This is a genomic window from Azospirillum formosense, from assembly GCF_040500525.1.
GTDB lineage: Bacteria > Pseudomonadota > Alphaproteobacteria > Azospirillales > Azospirillaceae > Azospirillum > Azospirillum formosense_A.
On sequence record NZ_CP159402.1, the window covers coordinates 2,482,501 to 2,506,894 of the forward strand.

General features: G+C 69.1%; 23 protein-coding genes (1 of these 23 cut by a window edge). 9 read left to right on the forward strand and 14 right to left on the reverse strand.

Annotation, left to right across the window (positions count from 1 at the left end):
• The 4 genes from ABVN73_RS11885 to ABVN73_RS11900 form a co-directional block, all read left to right on the forward strand.
• On the forward strand, nt 1-1,067 hold the 3' portion of the coding sequence (locus tag ABVN73_RS11885) for a DUF3369 domain-containing protein (RefSeq protein WP_353858165.1). The gene continues 502 nt to the left of window position 1, outside the view; the window shows 1,067 of its 1,569 coding nt (coding positions 503-1,569); its start codon lies off the left edge, out of view; it ends in the stop codon at nt 1,065-1,067.
• 279 nt (nt 1,068-1,346) lie between these two features.
• Nucleotides 1,347-1,970 carry a hypothetical protein gene (locus ABVN73_RS11890; protein WP_353858166.1) on the forward strand — a complete coding sequence of 208 codons (624 nt, stop codon included), beginning with the start codon at nt 1,347-1,349 and terminating at the stop codon, nt 1,968-1,970.
• Nucleotides 1,971-1,977: 7 nt separating this feature from the next.
• Entirely contained in the window at nt 1,978-2,505 is a 528-nt protein-coding gene (locus ABVN73_RS11895) for a hypothetical protein (RefSeq protein ID WP_353858167.1), read from the forward strand.
• 137 nt (nt 2,506-2,642) lie between these two features.
• On the forward strand, nt 2,643-2,765 hold the full coding sequence (locus tag ABVN73_RS11900) for a hypothetical protein (protein WP_014239103.1): 123 nt from the start codon (nt 2,643-2,645) through the stop codon (nt 2,763-2,765).
• Between the two features lie 103 nt (nt 2,766-2,868).
• Here ABVN73_RS11900 and pspC read toward each other — a convergent pair whose 3' ends face one another.
• The 4 genes from pspC to ABVN73_RS11920 all read right to left on the reverse strand — a co-directional run bounded on the left by pspC (nt 2,869) and on the right by ABVN73_RS11920 (nt 4,562).
• Complete coding sequence (pspC, locus tag ABVN73_RS11905) at nt 2,869-3,270, reverse strand: envelope stress response membrane protein PspC (RefSeq protein ID WP_353858168.1); 402 nt, start codon at nt 3,268-3,270, stop codon at nt 2,869-2,871.
• A gap of 45 nt (nt 3,271-3,315) precedes the next feature.
• Nucleotides 3,316-3,543 carry an envelope stress response membrane protein PspB gene (gene pspB, locus ABVN73_RS11910; RefSeq protein ID WP_109067670.1) on the reverse strand — a complete coding sequence of 76 codons (228 nt, stop codon included), beginning with the start codon at nt 3,541-3,543 and terminating at the stop codon, nt 3,316-3,318.
• 138 nt (nt 3,544-3,681) lie between these two features.
• A complete protein-coding gene (gene pspA / locus ABVN73_RS11915; protein WP_353858169.1) occupies nt 3,682-4,353 on the reverse strand; it encodes a phage shock protein PspA in 672 nt (223 codons plus the stop codon).
• Between the two features lie 62 nt (nt 4,354-4,415).
• Nucleotides 4,416-4,562, reverse strand: a complete 147-nt coding sequence (locus ABVN73_RS11920; protein WP_353858170.1) for a hypothetical protein — start codon at nt 4,560-4,562, stop codon at nt 4,416-4,418.
• Nucleotides 4,563-4,726: 164 nt separating this feature from the next.
• Between ABVN73_RS11920 and pspF the strand changes: the two genes are divergently transcribed.
• Entirely contained in the window at nt 4,727-5,734 is a 1,008-nt protein-coding gene (pspF, locus tag ABVN73_RS11925; RefSeq protein WP_353858171.1) for a phage shock protein operon transcriptional activator, read from the forward strand.
• Nucleotides 5,735-5,740: 6 nt separating this feature from the next.
• On the opposite strand, the gene ABVN73_RS11930 is transcribed toward pspF, so the two are convergent.
• On the reverse strand, nt 5,741-6,052 hold the full coding sequence (locus tag ABVN73_RS11930; RefSeq protein WP_014239097.1) for a polyhydroxyalkanoic acid system family protein: 312 nt from the start codon (nt 6,050-6,052) through the stop codon (nt 5,741-5,743).
• Between the two features lie 208 nt (nt 6,053-6,260).
• On the opposite strand from ABVN73_RS11930, the gene ABVN73_RS11935 reads away from it, so the two are divergent.
• Nucleotides 6,261-8,441: a penicillin-binding protein 1A gene (locus ABVN73_RS11935; protein WP_353858172.1), complete on the forward strand. Its 2,181-nt coding sequence runs from the start codon at nt 6,261-6,263 to the stop codon at nt 8,439-8,441.
• Between the two features lie 112 nt (nt 8,442-8,553).
• Here ABVN73_RS11935 and ABVN73_RS11940 read toward each other — a convergent pair whose 3' ends face one another.
• The 7 genes from ABVN73_RS11940 to groES all read right to left on the reverse strand — a co-directional run bounded on the left by ABVN73_RS11940 (nt 8,554) and on the right by groES (nt 16,740).
• Nucleotides 8,554-9,801: a TIGR03862 family flavoprotein gene (locus tag ABVN73_RS11940; protein ID WP_353858173.1), complete on the reverse strand. Its 1,248-nt coding sequence runs from the start codon at nt 9,799-9,801 to the stop codon at nt 8,554-8,556.
• A 123-nt stretch (nt 9,802-9,924) separates the two neighbouring features.
• Entirely contained in the window at nt 9,925-10,188 is a 264-nt protein-coding gene (locus ABVN73_RS11945; protein ID WP_035670820.1) for a hypothetical protein, read from the reverse strand.
• A 109-nt stretch (nt 10,189-10,297) separates the two neighbouring features.
• Complete coding sequence (locus ABVN73_RS11950) at nt 10,298-11,446, reverse strand: NapC/NirT family cytochrome c (protein ID WP_353858174.1); 1,149 nt, start codon at nt 11,444-11,446, stop codon at nt 10,298-10,300.
• 84 nt (nt 11,447-11,530) lie between these two features.
• Nucleotides 11,531-12,535, reverse strand: a complete 1,005-nt coding sequence (locus tag ABVN73_RS11955; protein ID WP_353858175.1) for a cytochrome-c peroxidase — start codon at nt 12,533-12,535, stop codon at nt 11,531-11,533.
• Nucleotides 12,536-12,862: 327 nt separating this feature from the next.
• Nucleotides 12,863-14,557 (reverse strand): catalase, encoded by a 1,695-nt coding sequence (locus ABVN73_RS11960; protein WP_353858176.1) that lies wholly within the window; start codon nt 14,555-14,557, stop codon nt 12,863-12,865.
• A 196-nt stretch (nt 14,558-14,753) separates the two neighbouring features.
• Nucleotides 14,754-16,397, reverse strand: coding sequence for a chaperonin GroEL (gene groL / locus ABVN73_RS11965; protein ID WP_353858177.1), 1,644 nt, complete (start codon nt 16,395-16,397; stop codon nt 14,754-14,756).
• A gap of 52 nt (nt 16,398-16,449) precedes the next feature.
• The gene (gene groES / locus ABVN73_RS11970; protein WP_109329221.1) at nt 16,450-16,740 is read right to left on the reverse strand and encodes a co-chaperone GroES; all 291 of its coding nucleotides are present in this window, start codon (nt 16,738-16,740) and stop codon (nt 16,450-16,452) included.
• A 297-nt stretch (nt 16,741-17,037) separates the two neighbouring features.
• Between groES and ABVN73_RS11975 the strand changes: the two genes are divergently transcribed.
• A complete protein-coding gene (locus ABVN73_RS11975) occupies nt 17,038-17,301 on the forward strand; it encodes an usg protein (RefSeq protein WP_353858178.1) in 264 nt (87 codons plus the stop codon).
• A gap of 138 nt (nt 17,302-17,439) precedes the next feature.
• Entirely contained in the window at nt 17,440-17,931 is a 492-nt protein-coding gene (locus ABVN73_RS11980) for a lysozyme (protein ID WP_353858179.1), read from the forward strand.
• Nucleotides 17,932-17,961: 30 nt separating this feature from the next.
• Here the strand turns inward: ABVN73_RS11980 and ABVN73_RS11985 are convergent, their stop codons facing one another.
• Nucleotides 17,962-21,456, reverse strand: coding sequence for a pyridine nucleotide-disulfide oxidoreductase (locus tag ABVN73_RS11985; RefSeq protein ID WP_353858180.1), 3,495 nt, complete (start codon nt 21,454-21,456; stop codon nt 17,962-17,964).
• A 193-nt stretch (nt 21,457-21,649) separates the two neighbouring features.
• On the opposite strand from ABVN73_RS11985, the gene ABVN73_RS11990 reads away from it, so the two are divergent.
• The gene (locus tag ABVN73_RS11990) at nt 21,650-22,735 is read left to right on the forward strand and encodes a COX15/CtaA family protein (RefSeq protein ID WP_145682596.1); all 1,086 of its coding nucleotides are present in this window, start codon (nt 21,650-21,652) and stop codon (nt 22,733-22,735) included.
• Between the two features lie 165 nt (nt 22,736-22,900).
• Here the strand turns inward: ABVN73_RS11990 and phaZ are convergent, their stop codons facing one another.
• Nucleotides 22,901-24,121, reverse strand: coding sequence for a polyhydroxyalkanoate depolymerase (phaZ, locus tag ABVN73_RS11995; RefSeq protein WP_353858181.1), 1,221 nt, complete (start codon nt 24,119-24,121; stop codon nt 22,901-22,903).
• Nucleotides 24,122-24,394: the final 273 nt, after the last annotated feature.

The window sequence follows — 24,394 nt, forward strand, 5'->3', positions numbered from 1 at the left end:
TCATCCAGTCCACCGACCGCCTGTTCGAGCTGCGCTGCATGCAGCAGTTCGCGGCCGGGGTGCTGACCCAGCTGTCCGCCTTCCTGCGGGTGAAGCCCGACGCCATCCTGTGCGCCCAGCGCGGCGCCGCCGGGCGGCCGTTGCCGGACGGCGCCTTCTACGTGCTGGCCGGCGCCGGCTGCTACGCCGAGGCGGCCGGGCACACGGCGTCGCCGGCCGAGGCCGTGCGGCCGGGGGCGGCGATCCCGCCGGCCCTCGCCGGCCGCATCACCGACGCCTTCCGCAGCCGGCGCAGCCATTACGGCCCCAACGAGACGACCCTGTTCATCCGCGTGCCGGACGGGCACGAGGTGGCGGCCTGGATCCACACCGACCGCCCGCTGGACGACGTGGACCGCGCGCTGGTCGAGGTGTTCGCCTCCAAGATCGCCATCAGCTTCGCCAACGTCAGCCTGTACGAGCGGCTGCGCGAGGCCAACGAGACGCTGGAGGCCCGCGTCGCCGAGCGCACCCGCGCGCTGGAGGCCGCGAACGCCAAGCTGGAGCGGCTGGCCACCGTCGACCCGCTGACCGCCGTGTGGAACCGCCGGCATTTCCTGGACCTCGCCGCGGCGGAGCTGGGGCGGGCGCATCGGCACGGGCGGCGGCTCAGCGTCCTCCTGCTCGACCTCGACAACTTCAAGGCGGTCAACGACGGCCATGGCCACGCCGCCGGGGACGAGGCGCTGCGCACGGCGGTGGTCCGCGCCCGCGAGGCCCTGCGCACCTCCGACCAGATCGCCCGCTTCGGCGGGGAGGAGTTCGTCGCCCTGCTGCCGGAGACCGACCTTGCCGGGGCGCGCATCGTGGCCGAGCGGGTGCGCGCCGCCATCGCCGGAAGCCCGGTGATGGCCGACGGCTGGTCCATCCCCATCACCGCCAGTGTGGGCGTGGCCGAATGGCGCGCGGCGGAACCGTCCATCGAACTGACGCTGCGCCGCGCCGACGCCGCGCTCTACGAGGCCAAGCTGGCCGGGCGCAACCGCGTGTGCGTGGCAGACGAGCCGGACGCGCCCGCCCGCCCCTGATCCGCCATCACGATCCCGGACGCGGTCCGCAACAAAGAAACCCTTGGCGCGCGGTCCGCAAGCCGGTCGCGAACGGCCCGCATCCGGATATTTCCCCGGCTTGAACGAACTTTGCAAATTTCGTCCGCCCTGCACTTTGGCGTTGCAGGCCCGGAGGGCGTGGATTACCGCTCAACCGTTCTCGACACCATGAGACGGCGCGGACGGCGAGCGGGCTTCGGGCCGTTCCCGCCGCGGCACCTTTCGAGGGCGCGGGGTTTCAGCCGCGGGGTTTCAGCCATGTGGAACGATTACGTTCAGGCCCTGTTCCTGGCGCTCGCCTTGGCCGGGCTGGGGTTCGGCATCGGCAAGGCGGCGGTTCTCCTCGGCGAGCGCGCGATCGAGCGGCGGCTGGGCACCGGCAGCCTGCGCGACCTCATCGCCCGTCGCGCCAAGCTGGAAGCCGGGCTCGAGGCGCGCCGGACGCAGCGCATCGCCGAACTGCGCAAGGCCGAGGAGGAAGCCGGCGAGGCCCTGCGCCGCCGCCAGTCGCTGGAGCGGCGCCTGCGCGACCTTCAGCACCGCGGCGACGACCTGCTGCGGCTGATCGGCGAGGAGGTCGCCGGCACCCCTTGCTACATCGCGCAGGTCGCGAACAAATACGTCGGCGGCGGCGCCAACCAGCAGGCGCAGCACGCCTTCATCGACTCCGGCTGGGCAAGGCCCCAGACGGTGGAGGTGTGGGCGCGCACCATGCCGGTGGCACGGGCCGAGATCGAACGGCGCTACCCGCCCGCCTTCGGCTATGTGGTGTTGCGGATCCAGGAAGCGCCGCAAGGCTTTCCGGTCACGGCCGGCGGTGCGGGGGCCGGCCTCGGCGATTCCGGCCCGAACGGTGCCCTCCCCCTGGCGAAGGCGAGCTGAGGGCGCCATGGCCCATCCATCGATGCCGTATCTCTTTTCCGCGCTCGTCGGCGTGGCGACGCTGGCGGTCTCGCTCCTGTCGGCGCGGCGGCAACTCCGGACGGCGGAGGACCGCATCGCCAGCGCCGCGGCCCGCCGGCAGGCCCAGGTGGAGCGCCTCAAACGGCTTGCCCGCGCCACGCTGGACCAGGCGCGGGACCTGCGCGCAGCGCGGCGGCGCAAAGAGGCCATCGACCTCGCCTGCGAGGATCTGGAAGAGCGGCTGGCGGCGGCGGGCGCGGCGGACCGGCGCGTCTATGTCCTGGACGACCGGCGCACGCCGGCGGATGCCGGATGGGTGGTGACGGTGGCTCACCCCGATTACGGCGCGCGGGTCACCGGCGGCCTGGAGAAGACGGCCCTGGAGCGTTGGAAGAGGGGCCGCCGCTTCCTGGTCTGGGGACTGGACGAGGCGAAGGCGCGGGAGAAGACCAACGCCCGCCATCCCGAACACAAGGGCTTCTCCATTCTTTCGGTGAAGCCTTACCTCGACTGAGGACCCGGACGGATAGGCTTCCTCGTTTGGGGGAGCCCCGGTGGCGGTCATCTGCCGGACGGACGGTTGCTGTCACCTCTTTTCGCTACCATGTCCTTCACAGTTGCGTCATTCTGATCGGGTCAAGCGGAGGAGCCATGATGGATCTCGATCTGGTCGTGCTCGTTGGGGCGATGGCTGCGGCCCTCGCGGGCCTCGCTGCCGCCCGCCCGGCCATGAAGCCGGTGCGCGTGCGCAGCCGGAACCGCCGTCGGCGCTGACCCTCCCCGGCGCCGCGCCGGCGGCGCTGCGGTTGAAGGCGCCGCGTCACGCGGCGCTGCGGTCGGGCGGCGGCTCGGCCCCGGAGGCGCTCCGGGGCTGCCGTCAGCGGTCCAGGTTGCGGATCGCGCGGTTGAGTTCGTACTCTTTGGAAGCGACGTGCGCTTCCAGATTTCCCACGCGCTTCTCGAAATCCCGGAAGCGTTGCGTCAGGCCGGCCAGGGTGCGGTCGGGCTTGATCGATACGCCACGCCAGAACGCCTCCTCCTCCGGGTTGCGGTAGACCGCCGGCGGCTTGACCGGCAGCACCAGCACCGCGATCACGTAGGCGAGAAGCACCGGCGGCATGAAGAAGAACAGGCCCAGCACCAGCGCCAGCCGGACCAGCCCAGGCTTGAACCCGAAGTAATCGGCGATGCCGGCGCACACCCCGCCCACCACGCCACGCTGCGGATCGCGGAAGAGCCGGTGCGGGTTGGGCGAGTCGTAGGGCGAAGAACGGTCCATCGTCGGGCTCCCGTCAGGTCGGAATGAGTGTGGAATGCGGCCGGCTCACAGCTTGTCGCGCCAATTGGGCGACTCCGCGTCGAGCACCCGTTCCAGCGCGTGGATGCGGCCTTCCAGGCGGTTCGAGATGTCCCACAGCTCAGCCAGAAGCTGCTCGTCCTGGGCGGACAGGCCGCGCTGCCCGCGCCATTTGGTGATGTAGTGGAAGATGATCCAAAGCGGTGCCACTACGGTCATGAAGAGCACCGCGAGGACGAAGCTGAAACCGCTCATCGGGGGACGGCCTTTCTTGTTGTTCGGGAAACCCCTCTCCCGCGAACCGGCGGGAGAGGGGACTCAACGCCAACCCCGCACGCCACCCCCGCTGTCGGGAAAGACGGAGGCGGGATTGGCGCCGGCACCGGTGCGGGATCAGCTTCCCCGGCGCGCGGCGACGCGGGCCTTCAGCGCGGCCAGCTCGTCCTGGACCTTCTTGTCGGCCTCCAGCTCGGCGATCTCCTCGGTCAGCGTCTTGGTGCGGCCCACGTCGTAGGCCTCCACGCGGCCTTCCAGCTCGTCGAGGTTGCGCTCCACCTGCTCGAAGCGGGAGAAGGCGTCGTTGATCCGCTCGTCATGCAGCGTGGAGCGGACGCGGACGCGGTTGGCCGCCGTCTTGGTGCGGGCGACCAGCGCCTTCTCGCGATTCTTGGCGTCGGTCAGCTTGGCCTGGAGACGGCCGATGTCCTCGTTGGACTTGGACAGGGCCTCCTCGACCTGGACCAGCTGCGCGGTCAGGACGTCGGCCTCCTCGGCGGCGCGCGACTTGGCCATCAGCGCCTGCTTGGCGAGGTCCTCGCGGTCGTGGGTCAGGGCGGTCTCGGCCTTGCGGTCCCAGGAGTCGCGCTCGCGGTGCAGGTCGGCGATGCGGCGCTCGATCTCCTTGCGCTCGGCGATGATCTTCACCGTGGAGGAGCGCACCTCGACCAGCGTGTCCTCCATCTCCTGGATGATCAGACGGATCAGCTTCTCCGGGTCCTCGGCGCGGTCGAGCAGCGCGTTGAGGTTGGATTGCACGATGTCGGTCAGGCGCGAAAAAATGCTCATGGGGATGTGTCCCTCGTTTGGCGCTTATGGTTGGGCTTGGTCTTCGTCAGGCCTGGGATTTGTCAGCCGAGGATCGTCGCGATCAGCAGGCCGGCGGCGAAGAACGCCCAGCTCTCGGTGGGGCGGCTGGTCAGGTAGGTCCGGATGCGCGCCGCCAGCGGACGGGCGTCGCGGGTGTAGCGGCGGTGGTAGTCGCTGTAGTGGCTCATGCGGGTCTCCTTGTTTGGCTCACTTCTTCGCAATGGCCGTGCCAAAGCCGGAAACTCCCGCAAAGCCCTGGATTTCCTGGAGCGCACGGTTGGACACCGGGGTTGGAGTATCGCCTTTTTCACGATAGAATGAAGAAATCTACCAATACTTCGCTTTTTTGACCATGCAGCCCACCCCGCCCTCCCTGCTCGGGGAGTCCCCGGCCTTCCACGAGGTCCTCGCGCACGTCTCCCGCGTGGCGCCGCTGGAGCGTCCCCTGCTGGTCATCGGGGAGCGCGGGACGGGCAAGGAGCTGATCGCCGCCCGCCTGCATTACCTGTCCCGGCGCTGGGATCGTCCCTTCGTGAAGGTGAATTGCGCCGCGCTGAGCGAGAGCCTGCTCGATTCCGAGCTGTTCGGACACGAGGCGGGGGCCTTCACCGGAGCGATCCGGCGGCAGATCGGGCGGGTGGAGCAGGCCGACAGCGGCACGCTGTTTCTGGACGAGATCGCCACGGCCAGCGCCGCCGTCCAGGAAAAGCTGCTGCGCGCCGTGGAGTATGGCGAGATCGAGCGGGTCGGCGGGCGGACCCAGACCGTCGACGTGCGGGTGATCGGGGCGACCAACGCCGACCTGCCGGCGCTTGCCGAGGCCGGGCGGTTCCGCGCCGACCTGCTGGACCGGCTGGCCTTCGACGTGGTGACCCTGCCGCCGCTGCGCGCCCGGCGCGAGGACATCCCCGTGCTCGCCGAGCATTTCGCGCTGGGCATGGTGCGGGAGCTGGAACGGTCGCTGTTCCCCGGCTTCGCCCCGCGGGCGCTGGAGCAGCTTCTCGACCATGGCTGGCCGGGCAACGTGCGCGAGCTGCGCAACGCGGTGGAACGCTCCGTCGCCGCGTCCGACCCGGAGGGGCCGGTGGAGGAGATCCTGCTCGACCCCTTCGCCTCCGCCTGGCGGCCGGCGGTGCCGACGGCCCCGGCCCCATCACCGGACCCCGCGGAGGAGGAAGCCCAGGCGGTTCCCACCGGAGACTTCCTGGAGCGGGTGCGGCGCTTCGAATCCGGACTGCTGGAAACGGCGCTGGAGCGCAACCGCTTCAACCAGCGCCAGACCGCCGAGGCGCTGGGGCTCGGCTACCACCAGCTCCGCGGGCTGCTGAAGAAGCACGGGCTGATCGGCAAGCCTGACTAGGGGCGCCTACTTCTTCTCCAGCAGCAGGGTGCCCTTGCTCTGCAGCCGGTCCTTCACCTTGTTGGCCAGCAGGCCGAGCGCCCAGGGAAGCTGCACCTCCACGGTGACGCTGTCGTCCTGCACGTCGATGAAGCCGGTGACGGTCTGGGCCATCGCCACCACGCGGAAATCCACGCGGTCGTCGGTCCAGTGGTCGTCCATGCTGCTGGCGACCGCGGCGAGGTGGGAGCGGGCCTGCCCCACCCCCTCCGCCACGCGCCGCTTCGCCTCGTCCCGGCCGAGCTTGTGGGGAATGGAAACGGTCAGGGGCTTCGACATGAACAGGCTCTCCGCTGCGTCAACGCTTATTCATGGGAAACAACAGTCCGCGGCGGCTTTTCTTCCACCCCCGTCATCCATCTGCAACGGTGCTAAGACAAATCTTATCTCTTTCGAGGGCGCTCTTTCGTCGCAACGGGGCGGCGGCGTATAGCTTTCCATCACAGATTACATCGGGCATGGACTTCTTGGGGGCCGCGACCGCGCCGTGAGCAACGATCGACCGGGCGAACTCTTTGCGGGGCCGCGCCCCATCCAGACACGCGGGGAGGAGCCGACGCTGCGCCCCCGCCTGCCCAAGCGCGCGCCCAAGCCGGAAAAGCCCGCCAAGCCCGAGAAGCCGAAAGCCGAGAAGCCGCGCAAACCTGCCCCGCCGCCGCGCAAGGCCAGCCCCAAGACCGCCAGGGGCGGCGGCGGGCGGCGTCGCTCGATCCTCGGCACGCTGGTCTATGCCGGGACGGTCGCCGGGGTGTGGTGCGGCATCGCCCTGGGCGCGGTGCTGGCCTGGTTCGCCCTGGACCTGCCGGACATCTCCAAGGTCGCGCAGTTCGAGCGGCGCGCCTCGGTCACCGTGCTGGCGGCCGACGGGTCGGAGTTCGCGCGCTTCGGCGACCTGCACGGCACGACGCTGGGCGTGCGCGACCTGCCGCCGCACCTGATCAACGCCGTGCTGGCCATCGAGGACCGGCGCTTCTACTCGCATTTCGGCGTCGACCCCATCGGTCTGGCCCGCGCGCTCTACGTCAACTGGCGCTCCGGACGCTCGGCGCAGGGCGGCTCAACCATCACCCAGCAGCTCGCCAAGAACCTCTTCCTGACGCCCGAGAAGTCGCTGAAGCGCAAGATCCAGGAAGCCATGCTGGCGCTGTGGCTGGAGCACCGCTTCACCAAGGACCAGATCCTCACCGCCTACCTGAACCGGGTGTACCTGGGAGCGGGCACCTTCGGCGTGGACGCGGCGGCGCGCACCTATTTCGGCAAGCCGGCGACCCAGCTCGACCTGCGGGAATCGGCGATCATCGCCGGCCTTCTGAAGGCGCCCTCGCGCTACGCCCCGACCTCCAACCCGGACGAGGCGGCGGAGCGGTCGCGCGTCGTGATGGGCGCCATGGTCGACGCCGGCTTCATCACCGCGCCGGAGCTGGAGGCGGCACGCAACGCCCCGCCGTCGGCCAAGCGCAAGGCGGGCGGCGACGGGCGCTACTTCGCGGACTGGGTGACGGAACTGGTCTCGGCCTTCGTCGGCTCCGGCCATGGCGACGTGGTGGTGCGCACGACGCTGGACCTCAAGCTGCAGCGCGCGGCGGAGCAGCGGCTGGAGGAGACCTTGGCCGGCCCCGGTGCGGCCGCCAACGCGCGCCAGGGCGCGCTGGTCGCCATGACCACCGACGGCGCTGTGCGCGCCCTGGTCGGCGGGCGGGACTACGACAACAGCGAGTTCAACCGCGCCACCCAGGCGATGCGCCAGCCGGGATCGGCCTTCAAGCCCTTCGTCTATCTGGCGGCGCTGGAGGCCGGCTGGTCGCCCGACAGCCCGGTCGAGGACGCCCCGGTCCGCATCGGCACCTGGAGCCCCGGCAACTACGACGGCAAGTTCCGCGGCACCATCACCATGGCCAACGCGCTGGCCCATTCGTCCAACACCGCGACCGTGCGCATCATCGACCGCATCGGGGTGGAGCGGGTGCGCCGGGTGGCGGCGGGGCTTGGCATCAACTCGCCGCTGGGCAAGGACCTGTCGCTGGCGCTCGGCACCAGCGAGGTCAATTTGCTGGAGCTGACCCGCGGCTACGCCGGCATCGCCAACCGCGGCGCCCCGGTCTGGCCCTACGCCATCACCGAGATCCGCGACCGCGACGGCAACGTCCTGTACCGGCGGCAGGCCGGCGGCTCCGTCCCGGTGGTCGACCCGGTGCACGCGGTGCAGCTCACCCGCATGATGAGCGGCGTCATCGAGTACGGCACCGGCAAGTCGGCCAGGCTCGACCGTCCGGCGGCGGCCAAGTCGGGCACCACCCAGGATTACCGCGACGCCTGGTTCGTCGGCTTCACCGCCGACCTCGTGGCCGGGGTGTGGCTGGGCAACGACAACAACGCCGAGATGAAGCGGGTCACCGGCGGCTCGCTGCCGGCCAAGCTGTGGCAGGGCTTCATGCTGGACGCCCACGCCGGGCGCCCGCCCCGCCCCCTGCCGGGGATGGAGGGCGCCCCCGCCTATGTCGCGTCCGGCATCGCGGAGCCCGCCCGCGCCACCCCGGCGGCGGCCCCGGCGCCATCGCGCGGTTCGTCGGGTGGTGTGGCCTCCGGCATCGGCTCGCTGATCGAAAGCCTGACCGGCAAGGGCAGCGCGCCGCAGGTGCAGTACGACTACGGCAATCCGGTGCGGTGAGGGGGAGCGCATTGCCCCCACCCCAGCCCTCCCCCGCTTTCGCGGGAGAGGGAGATTAAGTCCCCTCCCCTGCGAAGCGGGGGAGGGTTAGGGAGGGGGCAAGGGACGAAACTCAGCCCCCCAAATACCCCAGCACGCCCTTCCCCACCCGCGCGCCCATGGCGAAGCAGCCCTGGAGGAGGTAGCCGCCGGTCGGTGCCTCCCAATCCAGCATCTCCCCGGCGACGAAGGTGCCCGGCAGGCGGGTCAGCATCAGAGAATCGTCCAGCTCCGCCAGCCGGACGCCGCCGGCGGTGGAGATGGCGCGCTCGATGGGCCGCACCCCGGTCAGCACCACCGACAGGCCCTTGATCTGGCGGGCCAGCGCCGCCGGGTCGGACAGCTCCGACGCCGGGGTGAACTCGCGCAGCAGGGCGGCGCGTGGGCCGGTCAGCGACAGGGACTTCTTCAGGAAGGTGGACAGCGACTCCGCGCCGCGGCGGCGCAGCCGTTTGGCGATCGCCGACTCCGGCAGATCCGGCATCAGGTCGATGGTCAGGGCGGCCCAGCCCTCCCGCTCGATGGCGTCGCGCAAGGGGGCGCTCAGCGCGTAGACGGCGCCGCCCTCGATGCCGGTTTCGGTGATGACGAACTCGCCCTTCAGCCGGCGGTCGGCGAAGGCGAGGCCGACGCTCTTGACCGGCTGGCCGGCGAAGCGCTCGCGCAGGTGATCGGACCAGGGCACCTCGAAGCCCATGTTGGACGGGCGCAGCGGCGCGATGTCCACCCCGCGCGCGGCCAGAAGCTCCGTCCAGGCGCCGTCGGAGCCGGTGCGCTGCCAGCTCGCCCCGCCCAGCGCCAGCAGCGTGGCGCGCGGGGCGACGGTGGTCTCGGTGCCGTCGCCGCGCTGGACGCGCAGCGCGCCGCGCTCGTCCCAGCCCAGCCAGCGGTGGCGGGTGTGCAGGGTGACGCCCAGCCCCTCCAGCCGGCGCAGCCACGCCCGCACCAGGGTGGAGGCCTTCATCTGCACCGGGAAGACGCGCCCGCTGGAGCCGACGAACGTTTCGATCCCAAGACCCGCCGCCCAAGCGCGCAGGTCCGCCGGGGAGAAGCCGGCCAGCAGATCGGCGAACAGCGGCGCCTGCGCGCCGTAGCGGGCGGTGAAGGCGTCCAACGGTTCGGAATGGGTCAGGTTCAGCCCGCCGCGCCCGGCGAGCAGCAGCTTGCGCGCCGGGGTGGGCATCCGCTCAAAGACGGCGACCGAGCGGCCCGCGGCGGCGATGACCTCCGCCGCCATCAGCCCGGCCGGGCCGGCGCCGACGATCGCGACATCGGGAGAGAAGGCGTCGGGAGAGGAAACAGTGTCAGGGGCGTCGGTCATCGGGTCCCCCGAGGGGCAAAGGATGTCGACCGGTCCCGTCCGCACCGCCTTCGCCGAAGGAAAAGGCAGGGTCGGACGGGACCGGGGCACTCAAGAAGCGGGAATCGGCGGCGCGGGACCGGATCAGTCCGCGTCGTCCTCCTGGGCCACCTCGTCGGCAAGGTCGTTGGCCATGTCGGCGAAATAGCCCGCGTCCACCTCCAGCCCGTTCTCCTCGCAGATCCGCATGAAGATGCGGTAGGCGTGCAGGATCGCGACGTCGAGAACGGCAAGGTCGCCCTCCTCGCTGTGCTTGTCGGTGACGCCACGCTCCTGGAGCGTGCCGACGATGTCGTGAGAGGCGGCCTGAAGCACCGCTTCCATGGCTTGTTTGTGCAGAGTCGACATCGCGGGGGTCCTCTTTCTCAAGTGGTCGTCTGCCGGCGGGCGCGGCGCGTTCAGCGCCGGCCCGTGGTAGAAAACCCCTCTTAGCAGCTTCGGGTTCTCGCCGCAGCGATCATCGCGCGCCGTTCTTTGCATGGCTCTGCAGATAGGTCAGCAGCAGCCGGCCCTCCTCCTCGTCCAGCCGGGTCAGCCGCTTCATGGCGTTCATCTTGCCGATCCAGGCGTTCGCGTCGAAGTCGGCCGGCGGGTGCAGCGTGTGGCAGAGCGAGCAGTTGGCGTCATAGACCCGAGCGCCGTAATCCCACAGCGCGCTGAGCGCGCCCACATAGCCGCCCGCCCCGGTCCAGGCGGTCAGGCGAACCTCCGTCCACTCCTGCTCGGTCTCCGGATCGGTGACGGTGCGCAGCGCCGCTGCGTGCTCCACGGCCGCGGCGTTCAGCTTGACCGTGGTGATGCGCTTGCCCGGCTGGGCATAGAGGGTCTGGGCGGAGCTGCCGCGCTGCCAGCCGGTGATCTCCACCTTGAGGGCACCGCCCTCCGCCGCCAGGACCCTCACCGGCGTCGCCGCGGCGATCTCCCCGTCCCCGGCGCTTCCCGGCGCCGGCGGCGCGCCGTGCAGGGCGAGGCTGGTCAGGGCGTAGGCGGTGTCGCCGGGCTTCAGGGCCAGCGTTCTCGCCTGCTCCGTCAGGCTGGCGAAGAATTGGCGATGACCGGCGGTCACGTCGGGGAAGCTGTGGGCGATGCCCTTGTGGCAGTCGATGCAGGTCTTGCCGGCCTTCTCCGCCCCTTCCATGGCGCTGGCCGCCTTCGGCGTCTGCTTGTGGAAGTCCATGGCGCCGAAGGAATGGCAGTTGCGGCATTCCTGGCTGTCGGTGGCCCGCATGCGGTCCCATTCGCGGCGCGCCAGCGTGTGGCGCTTGGCCTCGAACTTCTCCTTGGTGTCGATGGAGCCGATGAGCCAGTGGTACAGCTCGCCCGACGCCTGCACCTTGCGGATTACCTTGTGCGTCCAGTCGCGCGGGACGTGGCAGTCGGCGCAGGTCGCCCGCACGCCCGACGCGTTCCGGTAGTGCGGCGAGGCCGTGTATTCGGCGTACACGGTGTCGCGCATCTCGTGGCAGGAGACGCAGAATTCCATGCTGTTGGTCGCTTCCATCGCGGTGTTGAAGCCGCCCCAGCCGACCACCCCGACGATGACGCCCACCAGACCGGCCAGAGCGAGCGCCCCGAAGCCGCCCGCCGTCTTCCATCCCCACCGCATGTCGATACCCTGCAACCATCCTCAAAAAAAGGAATGGGGCCGGGCCGCCCCAACGACGCCCGGCCCCATCCAACCACCAACCCGTCAGTCGAAGGGGTGCGGCTTCGGCGTCTTGTCCGTGGACGGCGGCAGGATCGGCAGAGCGAAGCTCGGCTGGTCACCGGTCAGCGTCTTCAGGAAAGCGACGATCTTGGCGTTCTCGTCGGTCGAGAACTTCTTGCCCAACTGGATGCGGCCCATGACGTCCACGGCGTCGGACAGCGTCGCGGCCTCGCCGTCGTGGAAGTAGGGGTAGGTCAGCGCGACGTTGCGCAGCGTCGGAACCTTGAAGTTGAAGCGGTCGGCCTCCTCCTTGGTCACCGCGATGCGGCCCTCGGCGGGGTTGTTCGTCTTGTAGGGCTCGACCACGCCCATCTTCTGGAAGGTGTTGCCGCCGACGGCCGAGCCGTTGTGGCAGGCGGTGCAGCCAGAGTCCTTGAACAGCTCGTAGCCTTCCAGCTCGACCGTGGTCAGGGCTTTCTTGTCGCCCTTCAGCCACTGGTCGAAGCGGGAGTTCGGGGTGACCAGCGTCTCCTCGAAGGCGGCGATGGCCTTGGTCACCTCTTCGATGGTGATCTTGGTCTCGCCGAAGACGTCGGCGAATTCCTTCTGGTATTCGGGGATGGAGCGCAGCACCTCCACCGCCAGGGCGTGGGTGGAGCCCATCTCGCCGGGGTTGGCGATCGGGCCGCCGGCCTGCTCCTGCAGCGTCAGCGCGCGGCCGTCCCAGAACTGCGCGACGTTCAGGCTGGAGTTCAGCACGGTCGGCGAGTTGATCGGACCCTGCTGCCAGTTGTGGCCGATGGAGGTCTTCAGGTTGTCGGTGCCGCCCATGGACAGGTTGTGGCACGAGTTGCAGGAGATGAAGCCGGACTTGGAGAGCCGGGGATCGAAGTACAGCTTCTTGCCGAGTTCAACCAATCCGGGATTGGTGATCTTCGCCGGCTCGATCGGCGAAATCGGTTCGTCGGCGGCGAACGCGGGTGCGCCGAAGGTGGCGACGGAGGCCGCCAGCATGGCCGCGAACGACACGGCAGCACGCATGGACATCGCACTTCTCCCTTATCGAAGTTCTAATATTTTGGCTAATGCCTTGATGCAAAATGACAGTGACACGTCCAACTCTGGTGATACCAGAGACAGGCGTGTCGCGCGGCAACTTGCCGCATGTCCGTACACGAATTGTGCCTACTCAGAACAATCATCGGCGCGGGCATGAAAAAGGGGCGGCGGGACACCCCGCCGCCCCCATCGGGACGCCAACCGATTGATGATCTTAGGTTGCGCCTAAAGCGAACTTCCGTTCGCTTTGGACTCACATGGCCTTCTTTGCCGGCCGGGACCGCCGTCGCGGTCCAGAGCGGAAGGCATTCCGCTTCAGTCGGCGGCCGCCTGACTGGTCATGCCGCCTTGCGCGCCGGACCGCATGCCCTTCACCACCTCGTCCGCCGTGGCGCGATGGACCTTCACCGAACCGGTCCACTGGCCCCAGGCCTTCGGGTCGATGGTGTCGCCGTTCTTGCCCAGCGATTTCAGCCGCTTCTGGTCCTCGTCGGTCAGCACCTGCTTGGGCAGGGGGGGCAGGCCGGCGACGTCGGCCGCGGTCATGCCCAGCATGCCGGCCACCCGGCTGCCGTAATCGTCATGGACCAGGAAGAAGTGCCAGAGCATGCGCTCCTGGACGTCGCGTTCGCACTGGCCGAGCAGAGTGCCCATGTTGAGGACGAGATCGTCGCGCTCCCAGTCCATCATGGTGCAGTAGCGGCCCCGCGCCTGGACATAGTCGTTGCGGCGCTCGATCACGCTGCGGGTCAGGCGGCCGCGGATTTCCGGCGGGTTGTTCGGCTCCTCCCGCTGGGCCTCGCTGAGGCCGTTGTGGATGGACGGCTCGAAATTGATGTGCGGGTTCTGCCCCGGCGCCAGATCGCGCTGGAAGGACATTTGCCCGCCCGACAGGTTGGTGGCGACCGCGGCGTTCTTGGCTTGGTTGATCGGCAATTGCAGATAGTTGGTGCCGACCCGGTAGCGCTGCGTGTCGGAGTAGGAGAAGGTCCGCCCGACCAGCATCTTGTCGTCGGAGAAATCCAGCCCGTCGACCAGGACGCCGGTGCCCATGGCGATCTGTTCGTTCTCGTTGAAGAAGTCCTCGACGTTGCGGTTCAGCGTCATCACGCCGACGTGGCGCAGCGGGAAGTCCGACTCCGGCCAGATCTTGGTGTCGTCCAGCGGGTCCCAGTCCAGCTCGGGATGGTCGTGATCCTCCATGATCTGGACGAACATGTCCCACTGCGGGTGGTCGCCGCGCTCGATGGCCTCGAACAGGTCCTTGGAGGCGGAGCCGAGATCCTGCCCCTGGACCTTCGCCGCCTCCTCCGCCGTCAGGCAGGCGACGCCGCAGCGCGGGTGGAAGTGGTACTTGACCAGCACCGTGCCGCCCTCGGCGTTCACCATCTTGTAGGTGTTTACGCCGAAGCCTTCCATGTGCCGGTAGTTGGCCGGAATCCCGCGCGGGCTGAACAGATGGGTCAGCATGTGCATGGATTCGGGCGTCTGGCTCATGAAGTCGAAGATGCGGTTCGGCTCCTGCCGGAAGGTCACCGGATCGGGCTTCAGCGAATGGATGACGTCGGGAAACTTGATGGCGTCGCGGATGAAGAAGACCGCGAGGTTGTTGCCGACCAGATCCCAGTTGCCGTCCTCGGTGTAGAACTTCACCGCGAAGCCGCGCGGGTCGCGGGCCACCTCCGACGAGTCGCGCCCGCCGATGACGGTGGAGAAGCGGATGGCCAGCGGGGTCTTCTTGCCGGCTTGGCCGAACAGCTTGGCGCGGGTGTATTTCGACGCCGGCTCGTCGCCGATCTTCCCGGTCGCCTCGAACTCGCCGTAGCAGACGAAGCCGCGGGCGTGGACCACGCGCTCCGGAATGCGCTCGCGGTCGAAATGGGTGATCTTCTCCAGGAACTGGTAGTTCTCCAGCGTCGCCGGGCCGCGGGCCCCCACGGTGCGCTGGGACTGGTTGTTCGTGATCGGGTGGCCCTGACGGTTGGTCAGAGTCTTCGATTGGTCAGCCATCGCTTTCTCCCTGAACAGCAAGCCGTGCCGGCGCACCCCCGGGGCGTCCGGTTGGAGGGTCAACGGCAGCAGTTTGGAAGCGTTCCAATCTAAAGCACCGGCCGGCGGCACCCTGTCCGTCAGGGAGATGCCCAAACGGAAAAGGGCGGCCCCGAGGGACCGCCCTTTCCGCAAACGTCGTGGATGACGCGGGCTATTAGAAGCCCATGCCGCCCATGTCGTCCATGCCACCCGGCATGCCGGCCGGAGCAGCCTTCTTCTCCGGCTTCTCGGCGATCATCGCCTCGGTGGTGATCAGCAGGCCGGCGATCGAGGCCGCGTCCTGCAGGGCGGTGCGGACCACCTTCACCGGATCGATGATGCCGGCGGCGACCAGGTTGGTGAACTCACCCTTCTGGGCGTCGTAGCCGAAGTTCGGGTCGTTCTGGTCCAGCAGCTTGCCGACCACGATCGAACCGTCGGTGCCCGCGTTGTAGGCGATCTGACGGACCGGGGCCTGCAGGGCGCGGCGGATGATCTCGATGCCGACGCGCTGCTCGTCGTTGATCGGCTTCAGGGCTTCCAGGGCCTTGGTCGCGTAGAGCAGGGCGGTGCCGCCGCCGGCGACGATGCCCTCTTCCACCGCGGCGCGGGTGGCGTGCATGGCGTCGTCAACGCGGTCCTTGCGCTCCTTCACCTCGACCTCGGTGGCGCCGCCGACGCGGATGACGGCAACGCCGCCAGCCAGCTTCGCCAGACGCTCCTGCAGCTTCTCGCGGTCGTAGTCCGAGGTGGTCTCCTCGATCTGCGCCTTGATCTGGCCGATGCGGGCCTGGATGTCCTCGGCCGAGCCGGCGCCGTCGACGATGGTGGTGTTCTCCTTGGAGATCACGACCTTCTTGGCGGTGCCGAGCATGTCGATGGTGACGTTCTCGAGCTTGATGCCGAGATCCTCGGAGATGACCTGGCCGCCGGTCAGGATGGCCATGTCCTCCAGCATCGCCTTGCGGCGGTCACCGAAGCCCGGAGCCTTGACGGCGGCGACCTTCAGGCCGCCACGCAGCTTGTTCACGACCAGGGTCGCCAGGGCCTCGCCCTCGACGTCCTCGGCGATGATCAGCAGCGGACGCGAGGACTGCACGACGGCCTCGAGGACCGGCAGCAGGGCCTGCAGACCCGACAGCTTCTTCTCGTGGAGCAGGATGAACGGGCTCTCGAGGTCCGCGATCATCTTGTCGGCGTTGGTGATGAAGTACGGCGACAGGTAGCCGCGGTCGAACTGCATGCCCTCGACGACGTCCAGCTCGGTCTCGAGGCTCTTGGCCTCTTCCACCGTGATGACGCCCTCGTTGCCGACCTTCTCCATCGCCTGGGCGATCATCTTGCCGATCTCGGCTTCGCCGTTGGCGGAGATGGTGCCGACCTGGGCGATCTCGTCGTTGGTCGTGACCTTCTTGGCGCGGCCGCGGATGTCGGCCACGACGGTCTCGACGGCGAGGTCGATGCCGCGCTTCAGGTCCATCGGGTTCATGCCGGCGGCCACCGACTTCACGCCCTCGCGGACGATGGCCTGGGCCAGAACGGTCGCCGTGGTGGTGCCGTCGCCGGCCAGGTCGTTCGTCTTCGACGCGACCTCACGCACCATCTGGGCGCCCATGTTCTCGAACTTGTCCGACAGTTCGATTTCCTTGGCGACCGAGACGCCGTCCTTGGTGATGCGCGGAGCGCCGAAGGACTTCTCGATCACGACGTTGCGGCCCTTCGGGCCCAGCGTCACCTTGACGGCGTCGGCGAGGATGTCCACACCGCGCAGCATCTTCTCGCGCGCGGAGGCCGAGAACTTAACTTCCTTGGCAGCCATTGCTCACTTCCTTGAAATTCGGGGGGTTGGATCGCTCAGCGCGGGCGGAGGCTCAGGCCTCGATGACGCCCATGATGTCGGATTCCTTCATGATCAGGAAATCCTCGCCCTCGATCTTCACCTCGGTGCCCGACCACTTGCCGAACAGGATGCGGTCGCCGGCCTTCACGTCGAGCGCAACGACCTTGCCGCTCTCGTCACGGGCACCCGGACCCACCGCGATGACCTGGCCCTCCTGGGGCTTTTCCTTCGCGGTGTCGGGGATGATGATCCCGCCCTTGGTCTTGGTGTCGGACTCCAGACGCTTGACGACGACGCGGTCGTGCAGCGGACGGAACTTCATGGGGATGCCTCCAGGATCAAGGCTTATTGATGATAGGATTGGCGCCGGGCTCGGGGCTGTTAGCACTCTCCCCCGGCGAGTGCCAGACAGCTAATCGAGCTGCGGTTTCGATTCAAGAGGGTCGTTGCGGCAATCGGTGCGATTCCTGGCAGCAGCCACCCCTCCTTGCTGCTAACACATTGAAATAGCTGAAAAATTTTTGTTGCCCGCCGCAGCCGTGAACGGCACACTTTCACAAAAGAATCATCGGGACGCAGCGGAAGGACGCCACCGGTTCCACCATCACGGAGGCAGAGCATGGCCAGTCTGGGTCTTCAGCTTCGCGATTACCGCCTGACCACGGCGGAGATTCTGTACCACATGCCCGACCACCCGCACCTGCTGCAGAGCTATCTCTGGCAGGAATTGGACATCGCGCCCGGCTACCCGGTGCTGCGCCGGTTCCTGGATTTCTGGCAGGCCAACCTGGACGGCAAGCTGCATTCGGTGAAGCTGGCGACCAACCGCCTGCTCACGCCGGGCGAGGCCCGCGCGGTGGCCGCGGAATTCCGCTGGACCTGACGACCCGCCCACCTCCCCCAATACGGGAGAACGTGAAAAAATAAACCATTATTAAGCGTTTACCGCTTCCGATACGCTTCCCCCGGTACGAACGGTCCGTGCCGATGCACGTCCATGACAAGCTGGGGAAAGACGAACATGACGACGCCGGTTTGCGAAGAAGCGGTCAACCTCGTGAAGCATTTCGAGGGTCTCTACCTCAACGCCTATCTGTGCCCGGCGGGTGTGCCGACCATCGGCTACGGCCACACCGCCGGGGTTCAGATGGGGCAGAGCATTACCTCCGCCCAGGCCGACGATTTCCTGCAGTCGGACCTGACCGCCGCCGCCGCCCAGGTGGACAAGCTGGTCACTGTCGCGCTGAACCCGGACCAGCGCGGCGCGCTGGCGTCCTTCGTGTTCAACCTGGGGGCCGGCAGCCTGCAGTGCTCGACCCTGCTGCGCCTGCTGAACCAGGGCGACTATGAGGGCGCCGCCGGCCAGTTCGGCCGCTGGGTCTACGCGACGGTCAACGGGGTCAAGACGCAGCTTCCGGGTCTGGTGAAGCGCCGCGCCGCCGAGGCGGACCTGTTCGAAAGCGCCACCACGCCGCTGCCCCAGGCGGCCGTCAGCACCGCCACGGGCGCGTGAACGAGCGGGTGGGGGTGGCCAGCCACCCCCTCACCCCTTCCGCTGGCCGGTCAGCCGCAGGCCGCGGTCGATCCATTGGGCGGTCAGCTTCTCCTGGACGGCGTTCTGGCGCAGCCGCTGGTTCAGGTTGACGAAGTCCACGCGGTCCAGGCTCTGGTCCTGGTTGAAGCAGGAGAAGACCACCGTCTCCGCGCCGGTCGCCGGGTCGGTGTGCCGTTGCAGGCACTGGGCGCAGATCTCCTTCATCATGCATTGCATGGGCGAATTGATGGAGCCGATGGCGGCGTGGCCGGGCTTCAGATAGGGCTTCAGCAGGCCGTGCCGGGCCGCTCCCACCGCCGCCATCATGCGGTCGGAGCCGATGGCGACGATGCGGTCCACCGTCCCCAGCGGAATATCCGCCGGCCCCAGCTCGCCCGCCGCGTAGGCGCGCATGGCCTCCACGATGTTGCCGACGAAACTCAGGTCGCCGGGGCGCGACGGCGCGAAGCCCGGCGCCTCGTCGCAGCACCAGACGACGCGGTCGGCGGCGGCCTCGATCTGTTCGGTCTTGTAACGGTCCTCCATCCGCTTGTAGCCGGCGAAGTAAACGACGCGGTTGCCGCGCGCCCGGCAGGCCTGCCCGATGGAGAAGAGCACCGCGTTGCCCAAGCCGCCGCCGACCAGGGCCACCGTCTCGCCCTCCGGGATCTCGGTCGGGGCGCCGGTCGGCCCCATCACCACCACCGGATCGCCGGGCTTGAGCAGGGCGCAGAGGTCCGACGAGCCGCCCATCTCCAGAACGATCAGCGAGAGCAGCCCGGCCTCCTTGTCCACCCAGGCGCCGGTCAGGGCCAGCCCTTCCATGGCCAGCGTGGTCCGGCCGATCCGTTGCGCCAGCGTTTCGAAGTTCTGCAGCCGGTAGAACTGTCCGGGTTCGAAACGGCGCGCCGCGGCGGGGGCCTTCACCACCACCTCCACGATGGTCGGGGTCAGGCGGGTGACGCTGTGCACCAGGGGCCGCAGCTCGGCATTCAGGCGCCGCACCAGGGCGTCCGGCGTCACCGAGCTGGGCGCCCGGCGGGCCAGCGCGCGGCTGACCACCGGATAGCCGCGCTTCGCCCCGCCCATCGCCTTCACCACATTGCCGGCGAAGGACGGGTGCAGGTCGCCGAAGAAGCTGAGGGACCGCCCGTCCGGCGCGCGGGCCATCAGCACATGGGCCTGGCTCGGCTTGGCCTGCCGCTCCGGGGTCACCGGCCGGCCGTCCTCGTCGATGGCGCGGAAGCAGCGGCCGTCCAGCTCCACCCAGTCCGGCTCCTCGCGGGCCAGGACGGTGTTCGGCTGGGTGCCGGCGGCGATCAGGATGGTGCGGGCGGGAAGCCGCGCGTCCACGGCGGCGGGGGCCACCACCCCGTCCGGCCCGACCGGGCTGATCGCCAGATGGATCGCCCGCGCGGCGCCCGTCTCGTCGATCTCCACCCCGCGCGGGGCGGCGCATTCCAGGAAGCGGATGCCCTCGGCCAGCCCGTGCGCCACCTCCTCGTGGTTCAGCGTGTAGCTCGGGCTGTCGATCAGCCGCCGCCGATAGGCGATGGTCGAGCCGCCCCAGGATTGCAGCAGCGCCGTGACGCGCGGCTCGCGCCCCTGCTCGCCGGCCTCCAGGCGCTCCGCCCGGATGGCGCGGGCGTGGGCCAAGAACTCGTCGGCCAGCTCGGCCTCGTCGGGCGTCCAGCGGGCGCGCACCGCCGCCTCCCCCCGCTCGGCCACCAGGACCTCGTAGCGGGAGAGGAATTTCTCGACCTGGACGGGGTAATAGGCCAGCGCCTCCGTCGCCGTGTCGATGGCGGTCAGCCCGCCGCCGATCACCACGATGGGCAGCCGGACCTGAAGGTTGGCGATGCTGTCCGGCTTGGCCGCCCCGGTCAGCTGCAGGCCCATCAGGAAGTCCGAGGCCTGCCGCACGCCGCGGGCCAGCCCGTTCGCCATCGGCACGACGGTCGGCTTGCCCGCGCCCATGCACAGGGCGATGTGGTCGAAGCCCAGCTCCAGCGCCCCGTCGATGGTCAGCGTGCCGCCGAAGCGCACCCCGCCGATGATCGTCATGCGCGCCCGGCGCTCCAGCAGCAGCCGGATCACCTTCAGGAAATTCTTGTTCCAGCGCACCGTGATGCCGTATTCGGCCACCCCGCCGAAGCCGGCCATCACCCGCTCGTCCAGCCGGTCGTAGAGGTCGCGCACGTCGCGGATCGGCCGGAAGGGCACCCGCGTGCCGCTGGGCAGGACGCCGGAGAGGTCGGCGGGCAGCGGCTCGATCTTCAGCCCGTCGATGCCGACCACCGTGTGGCCGTCGTTCATCAGATGGTGCGCCAGCGTGAAGCCCGCCGGCCCCAGCCCGGCCACCAGAACCTTGCAGCCGCTGTCCGGCCGCATCAGCGGGCGGCGCAGGTCCAGCGGGTTCCAGCGGGTCAGCAGGCTGTAGATCTCGAAGCCCCAGGGCAGTTCCAGCACGTCCTTCAGCGTGCGGGTCTCCGCCTGCGGGATGTCCACCGGCTCTTGGCGTTGGTAGATGCAGGCCTTCATGCAGTCGTTGCAGATGCGGTGGCCGGTGGCCGCGCACATCGGGTTGTCGACCACCACCACGGCCAGCGCCCCGATCGGCACACCCTCGGCCTTCAGCGCGTGCATCTCGGAAATCTTCTCTTCCAAGGGGCAGCCGGCCAGCGCGACGCCGAAGGCGCTCTTCTGGAACTCCCCGGTCTTGCGGTCGCGCAGCCCCTTGGAGCAGCTGTCCTTGCCCTGGTTGTGGCACCAGATGCAGTAGTTGGCCTCGTCCAGCGCGCCGGCCAGATCGGTGCCCGGGTCGGTCAGGTGGAAGCCCTGGCGCTCGCGGCAGGAGTCATCGGGCAGGCGCATCATGGTGACGCCGTGCATCTCCACCGTCTCCACCGGGACGAGGCGCAGCGGGTCGGTGCGGTGCGGCACCTGGAACAGCACGCCGCCGCCGTGCCGGGCGCGCCCGGCCTCGCTGAAGACCGCCCAGGCGGCGTATTGGGCGGCGCTGTCGAGCTGGTCGGCGTGGGCCGCCTCGTCCTCCATCCAGGCCAGCACCTGCCGGGCGAAGGCGGCCTCGGTCAGCGGGCCGCCCAGCCAGTCCTCCAGCCGCGCGGCCAGTTCCGCCCCGTCGAGCGCGGCGACCGCCTCCGGCTTCACCGCCTTGGCGGCGCGGCGCTGAACGAACAGGCGCTTGGCGGTGTAGAGCGGCGCCAGCTCCGTGTGGCGGGCGCGCAGCTCGTCGAGCGCAGCGTGGATGCCGAACAGGTCGCCGATGAAATCCTCGGCGTGGGGGGCGAGCGCGATCAGCAGGTCGCTTTCCGCCTTGGCCTCCAGCCGGTCGGGCTGGGCGCGGGCGGAGAGCAGCCGGTTGGCGAGCGCCGCGTCCGTGTCGGACAGCCGGGCGAGGAAGGCGCGGTCGAGCCGGGCCAGCCCGTCCTGCCCGTAAAGCTCGTGGAACGACAGGCCGAAGCCGAGGGTGAGGTCCGCCATCGCCGCCCCGCATCCGAAGCCGTTGGTAAGACTGATATTTGTAACACCCGCGGCCCACCGGCTTCACCCGAAACCCGTGCCCCTCGCCGCGGGGTAACCCGTGTCCGTTTGACGCAGCCGCTGCCGCACCCCACATGAGCCGGAAGCCCCTACCCCGCCGGAACTTTTCCGCATCATCCGGAGCCGCCCGTCCGTGACCGACATCACCGCCCCCGCCCTCGCCGGGAAAGACGTCCGCGACCCCGCCTCCACTCGTCCCATCGCCTATTGGCTTCTCGTCTGCTGTGGGATGGTCTTCGCCATGGCGGTGATCGGCGCCATCACGCGCCTGACCGAATCCGGCCTGTCGATGGTGGAGTGGAAGCCGCTGATCGGCATCCTGCCGCCCTTGTCGGAAGCGGAATGGAACCGCGTCTTCGGCCTCTACCAGACAACGCCGGAGTTCCGCATCTACAACTCGGCGATGGATCTGGCGGCCTTCAAGCAGATCTTCTGGTGGGAGTGGTTCCACCGCTTCTGGGGCCAGCTGATCGGCTTCGTCTTCCTGATCCCCTTCCTGCGCTTCTGGGTCAACGGGCGGATTCCCGCCGCCCTGTGGCCGAAACTGGCCGGGCTGTTCCTGCTCGGCGGGCTCCAGGGGGTGATCGGCTGGTACATGGTCAAGAGCGGGCTGGTCGACCGGCCCGACGTCAGCCACTACCGGCTGGCGCTGCATCTCGGCACGGCGATCCTGATCTACGGGCTGCTGCTGCGCACCGCGCTGGGGATTCTCGACCCGCTGCCGCTGGCCGGCTGGGCGACCGAGTCGGGCCGGCTGCGCAAACACGCGCGCTGGGCCCTGGGGCTGACCGGCGTCACCATCGTCTGGGGCGCCTTCGTCGCCGGGACGGACGCCGGGCTGGCCTACAACACCTTCCCGCTGATGGCCGGCCACGTCATCCCGCCGGAGGTCGCCAACCTGACGCCCTGGTGGATCAACCTTTTCGAGAACACAGCGGCCATCCAGTTGACGCACCGGGCGCTGGCGCTGCTGACCGGGCTGGTGGTCTTGGGGCTCGCCCTGCGGGTGTGGGTGGCCCGCCTGCCGGGCCGCGCCGGGCGGGTGGCGCTGCTGACCGCGGCGATGGTGCTGGTGCAGATCGGGCTGGGCATCGCCACGCTGCTGAGCTTTGTGTGGATCCCACTGGGCGCCGCCCATCAGGCGGGGGCGATCCTGCTGGTGTCCGGGCTGGTCTGGCTGCTCCACGAGCTGCGCCCGGTGCGCGTTCCGAAGCGCTGACGCTATGAAAAACCCCTCTCCCGCCCCGGGAGAGGGTGGCCCGAAGGGCCGGGTGAGGGTCATGCGAGGATCAAGAACCGATCCTTGCCGGCACCCTCACCCTTCCCACGCCTGCGGCGCGGGTCCCTTCCCTCTCCCGGGACGGGAGAGGGAACGCCAGCGGCCTCAATCGTGCTTGCGGATGAACTCCCGCACCGCCGGCATGATGCTCTCGCGCCAGCGCCGGCCGTTGAAGATGCCGTAATGGCCGACGCCCTTCTGGAAATGGCGGGCGCGCATCTCGTCGGGCAGCGAGGCGCAGAGGCGGTGCGCCGACTCGGTCTGGCCGGGGGCGGAGATGTCGTCCAGCTCGCCCTCCACCGTCATCACGGCGGTGCGGCGGATCGCCGCCGGCTCCACCTTGCGCCCGCGCGACTCCATGGTGCCGTTGGCGAGCGAATGCTTCTGGAACACCGTCTCGATGGTCTGCAGGTAGAATTCCGCCGACAGGTCCATGACCGACAGATACTCGTCGTAGAAGCGGCGGTGCTGCTCCGCGGAGTCGCCGTCGCCGCGGACGAGGTGGCGGAACAGGCCGACATGCTCCCCGATGTGGCGGTCCAGATTCATCGACATGAAGCCGGAGAGCTGGATGAAGCCCGGATAGACCTGCCGGAAGCCGCCCGGATAATAGGCCGGGACGGTGGTGATGACGTTGCGTTCGAACCAGGACAGCGGGTGGGTCGCCGCCAGCTTCACCGGCACGGTCGGGTTGGCCATCGGGTCGATGGGGCCGCCCATCAGCGTCATAGAGCGCGGCTGCACCGCCTCGTCCCCCGCCGCCATCAGCGACACCGCGGCCAGCACCGGCACCGCCGGCTGGCACACCGCGATGACGTGGGTCTGCGGCCCGAGGAAGCGGATCAGCTCCGTCACCGTGTCGATGTAGTCGTCGAGGTCGAACCGCCCGCGCGCCAGCGGCACCAGCCGGGCATCGATCCAGTCGGTGACGAAGACGTCGTGGTCGGCCAGCAGCGCGGCCACCGTGCCGCGCAGCAGCGTCGCGTGGTGGCCCGACATCGGGGCGACCAGCAGGACGCGCGGCTGCGCCGGGGTGCCCTCGGGCTTGGCGAAATGCAGCAGGTTGCAGAAGGGCTTGCGGTGGGCGACGCGCTCGGTCACCGCCACCGTCTCGCCGTTCACCACCGTGGTCTTCAGGCCGAACTCCGGCTTGGGGAAGCGGCGGGTGGTGCGCTCCAGCAATTCCGCGCCGGCGGCCATGGCGCGACCGACGCGGGTGTAGGACACCGGGCTGAAGGGGTTCTGGAAGGTGTGCTGGGTCGCTTCGGCCAGGAGGCGCATCGGGCGCAGGGCGGCGTGCTGCAGATCGTAGAGATGGTAGAGCAACGGGTCCTCGCTTCGGCGGTTGTTCCCACGCCCGGTCGGCTGGGTGCGGTCATTGGTCGTATGACCAACCAACAGATTGGCCAGTCCTTATCCGAAAGGTCAATAGCCGACCCCCGTTCTCGGGCAAAAAACTTACAAGAGAAACAGTCAGCGACACGAAACAGACCGCGCAACGCTGCACTGCAAAGGAGGCAAGGCAGGAGGATCAAGCCCAAAGAAAAAGGCGCGCCCGCGGAACCGCGCACGCGCCTTGCAGCAAACAGGGGCTTGGCA

What these genes read in the sequence shown, in the direction of transcription:
- ABVN73_RS11890 (WP_353858166.1), top strand. Translation starts at nt 1,347, where the DNA reads ATGTGGAACGATTACGTTCAGGCCCTGTTCCTGGCGCTCGCCTTGGCC.
- ABVN73_RS11895 (WP_353858167.1), top strand. Translation starts at nt 1,978, where the DNA reads ATGGCCCATCCATCGATGCCGTATCTCTTTTCCGCGCTCGTCGGCGTG.
- ABVN73_RS11900 (WP_014239103.1), top strand. Translation starts at nt 2,643, where the DNA reads ATGATGGATCTCGATCTGGTCGTGCTCGTTGGGGCGATGGCTGCGGCC.
- pspC (WP_353858168.1), bottom strand. Translation starts at nt 3,270, where the DNA reads ATGGACCGTTCTTCGCCCTACGACTCGCCCAACCCGCACCGGCTCTTC.
- pspB (WP_109067670.1), bottom strand. Translation starts at nt 3,543, where the DNA reads ATGAGCGGTTTCAGCTTCGTCCTCGCGGTGCTCTTCATGACCGTAGTG.
- pspA (WP_353858169.1), bottom strand. Translation starts at nt 4,353, where the DNA reads ATGAGCATTTTTTCGCGCCTGACCGACATCGTGCAATCCAACCTCAAC.
- ABVN73_RS11920 (WP_353858170.1), bottom strand. Translation starts at nt 4,562, where the DNA reads ATGAGCCACTACAGCGACTACCACCGCCGCTACACCCGCGACGCCCGT.
- pspF (WP_353858171.1), top strand. Translation starts at nt 4,727, where the DNA reads ATGCAGCCCACCCCGCCCTCCCTGCTCGGGGAGTCCCCGGCCTTCCAC.
- ABVN73_RS11930 (WP_014239097.1), bottom strand. Translation starts at nt 6,052, where the DNA reads ATGTCGAAGCCCCTGACCGTTTCCATTCCCCACAAGCTCGGCCGGGAC.
- ABVN73_RS11940 (WP_353858173.1), bottom strand. Translation starts at nt 9,801, where the DNA reads ATGACCGACGCCCCTGACACTGTTTCCTCTCCCGACGCCTTCTCTCCC.
- ABVN73_RS11945 (WP_035670820.1), bottom strand. Translation starts at nt 10,188, where the DNA reads ATGTCGACTCTGCACAAACAAGCCATGGAAGCGGTGCTTCAGGCCGCC.
- ABVN73_RS11950 (WP_353858174.1), bottom strand. Translation starts at nt 11,446, where the DNA reads ATGCGGTGGGGATGGAAGACGGCGGGCGGCTTCGGGGCGCTCGCTCTG.
- ABVN73_RS11955 (WP_353858175.1), bottom strand. Translation starts at nt 12,535, where the DNA reads ATGTCCATGCGTGCTGCCGTGTCGTTCGCGGCCATGCTGGCGGCCTCC.
- ABVN73_RS11960 (WP_353858176.1), bottom strand. Translation starts at nt 14,557, where the DNA reads ATGGCTGACCAATCGAAGACTCTGACCAACCGTCAGGGCCACCCGATC.
- groL (WP_353858177.1), bottom strand. Translation starts at nt 16,397, where the DNA reads ATGGCTGCCAAGGAAGTTAAGTTCTCGGCCTCCGCGCGCGAGAAGATG.
- groES (WP_109329221.1), bottom strand. Translation starts at nt 16,740, where the DNA reads ATGAAGTTCCGTCCGCTGCACGACCGCGTCGTCGTCAAGCGTCTGGAG.
- ABVN73_RS11975 (WP_353858178.1), top strand. Translation starts at nt 17,038, where the DNA reads ATGGCCAGTCTGGGTCTTCAGCTTCGCGATTACCGCCTGACCACGGCG.
- ABVN73_RS11980 (WP_353858179.1), top strand. Translation starts at nt 17,440, where the DNA reads ATGACGACGCCGGTTTGCGAAGAAGCGGTCAACCTCGTGAAGCATTTC.
- ABVN73_RS11985 (WP_353858180.1), bottom strand. Translation starts at nt 21,456, where the DNA reads ATGGCGGACCTCACCCTCGGCTTCGGCCTGTCGTTCCACGAGCTTTAC.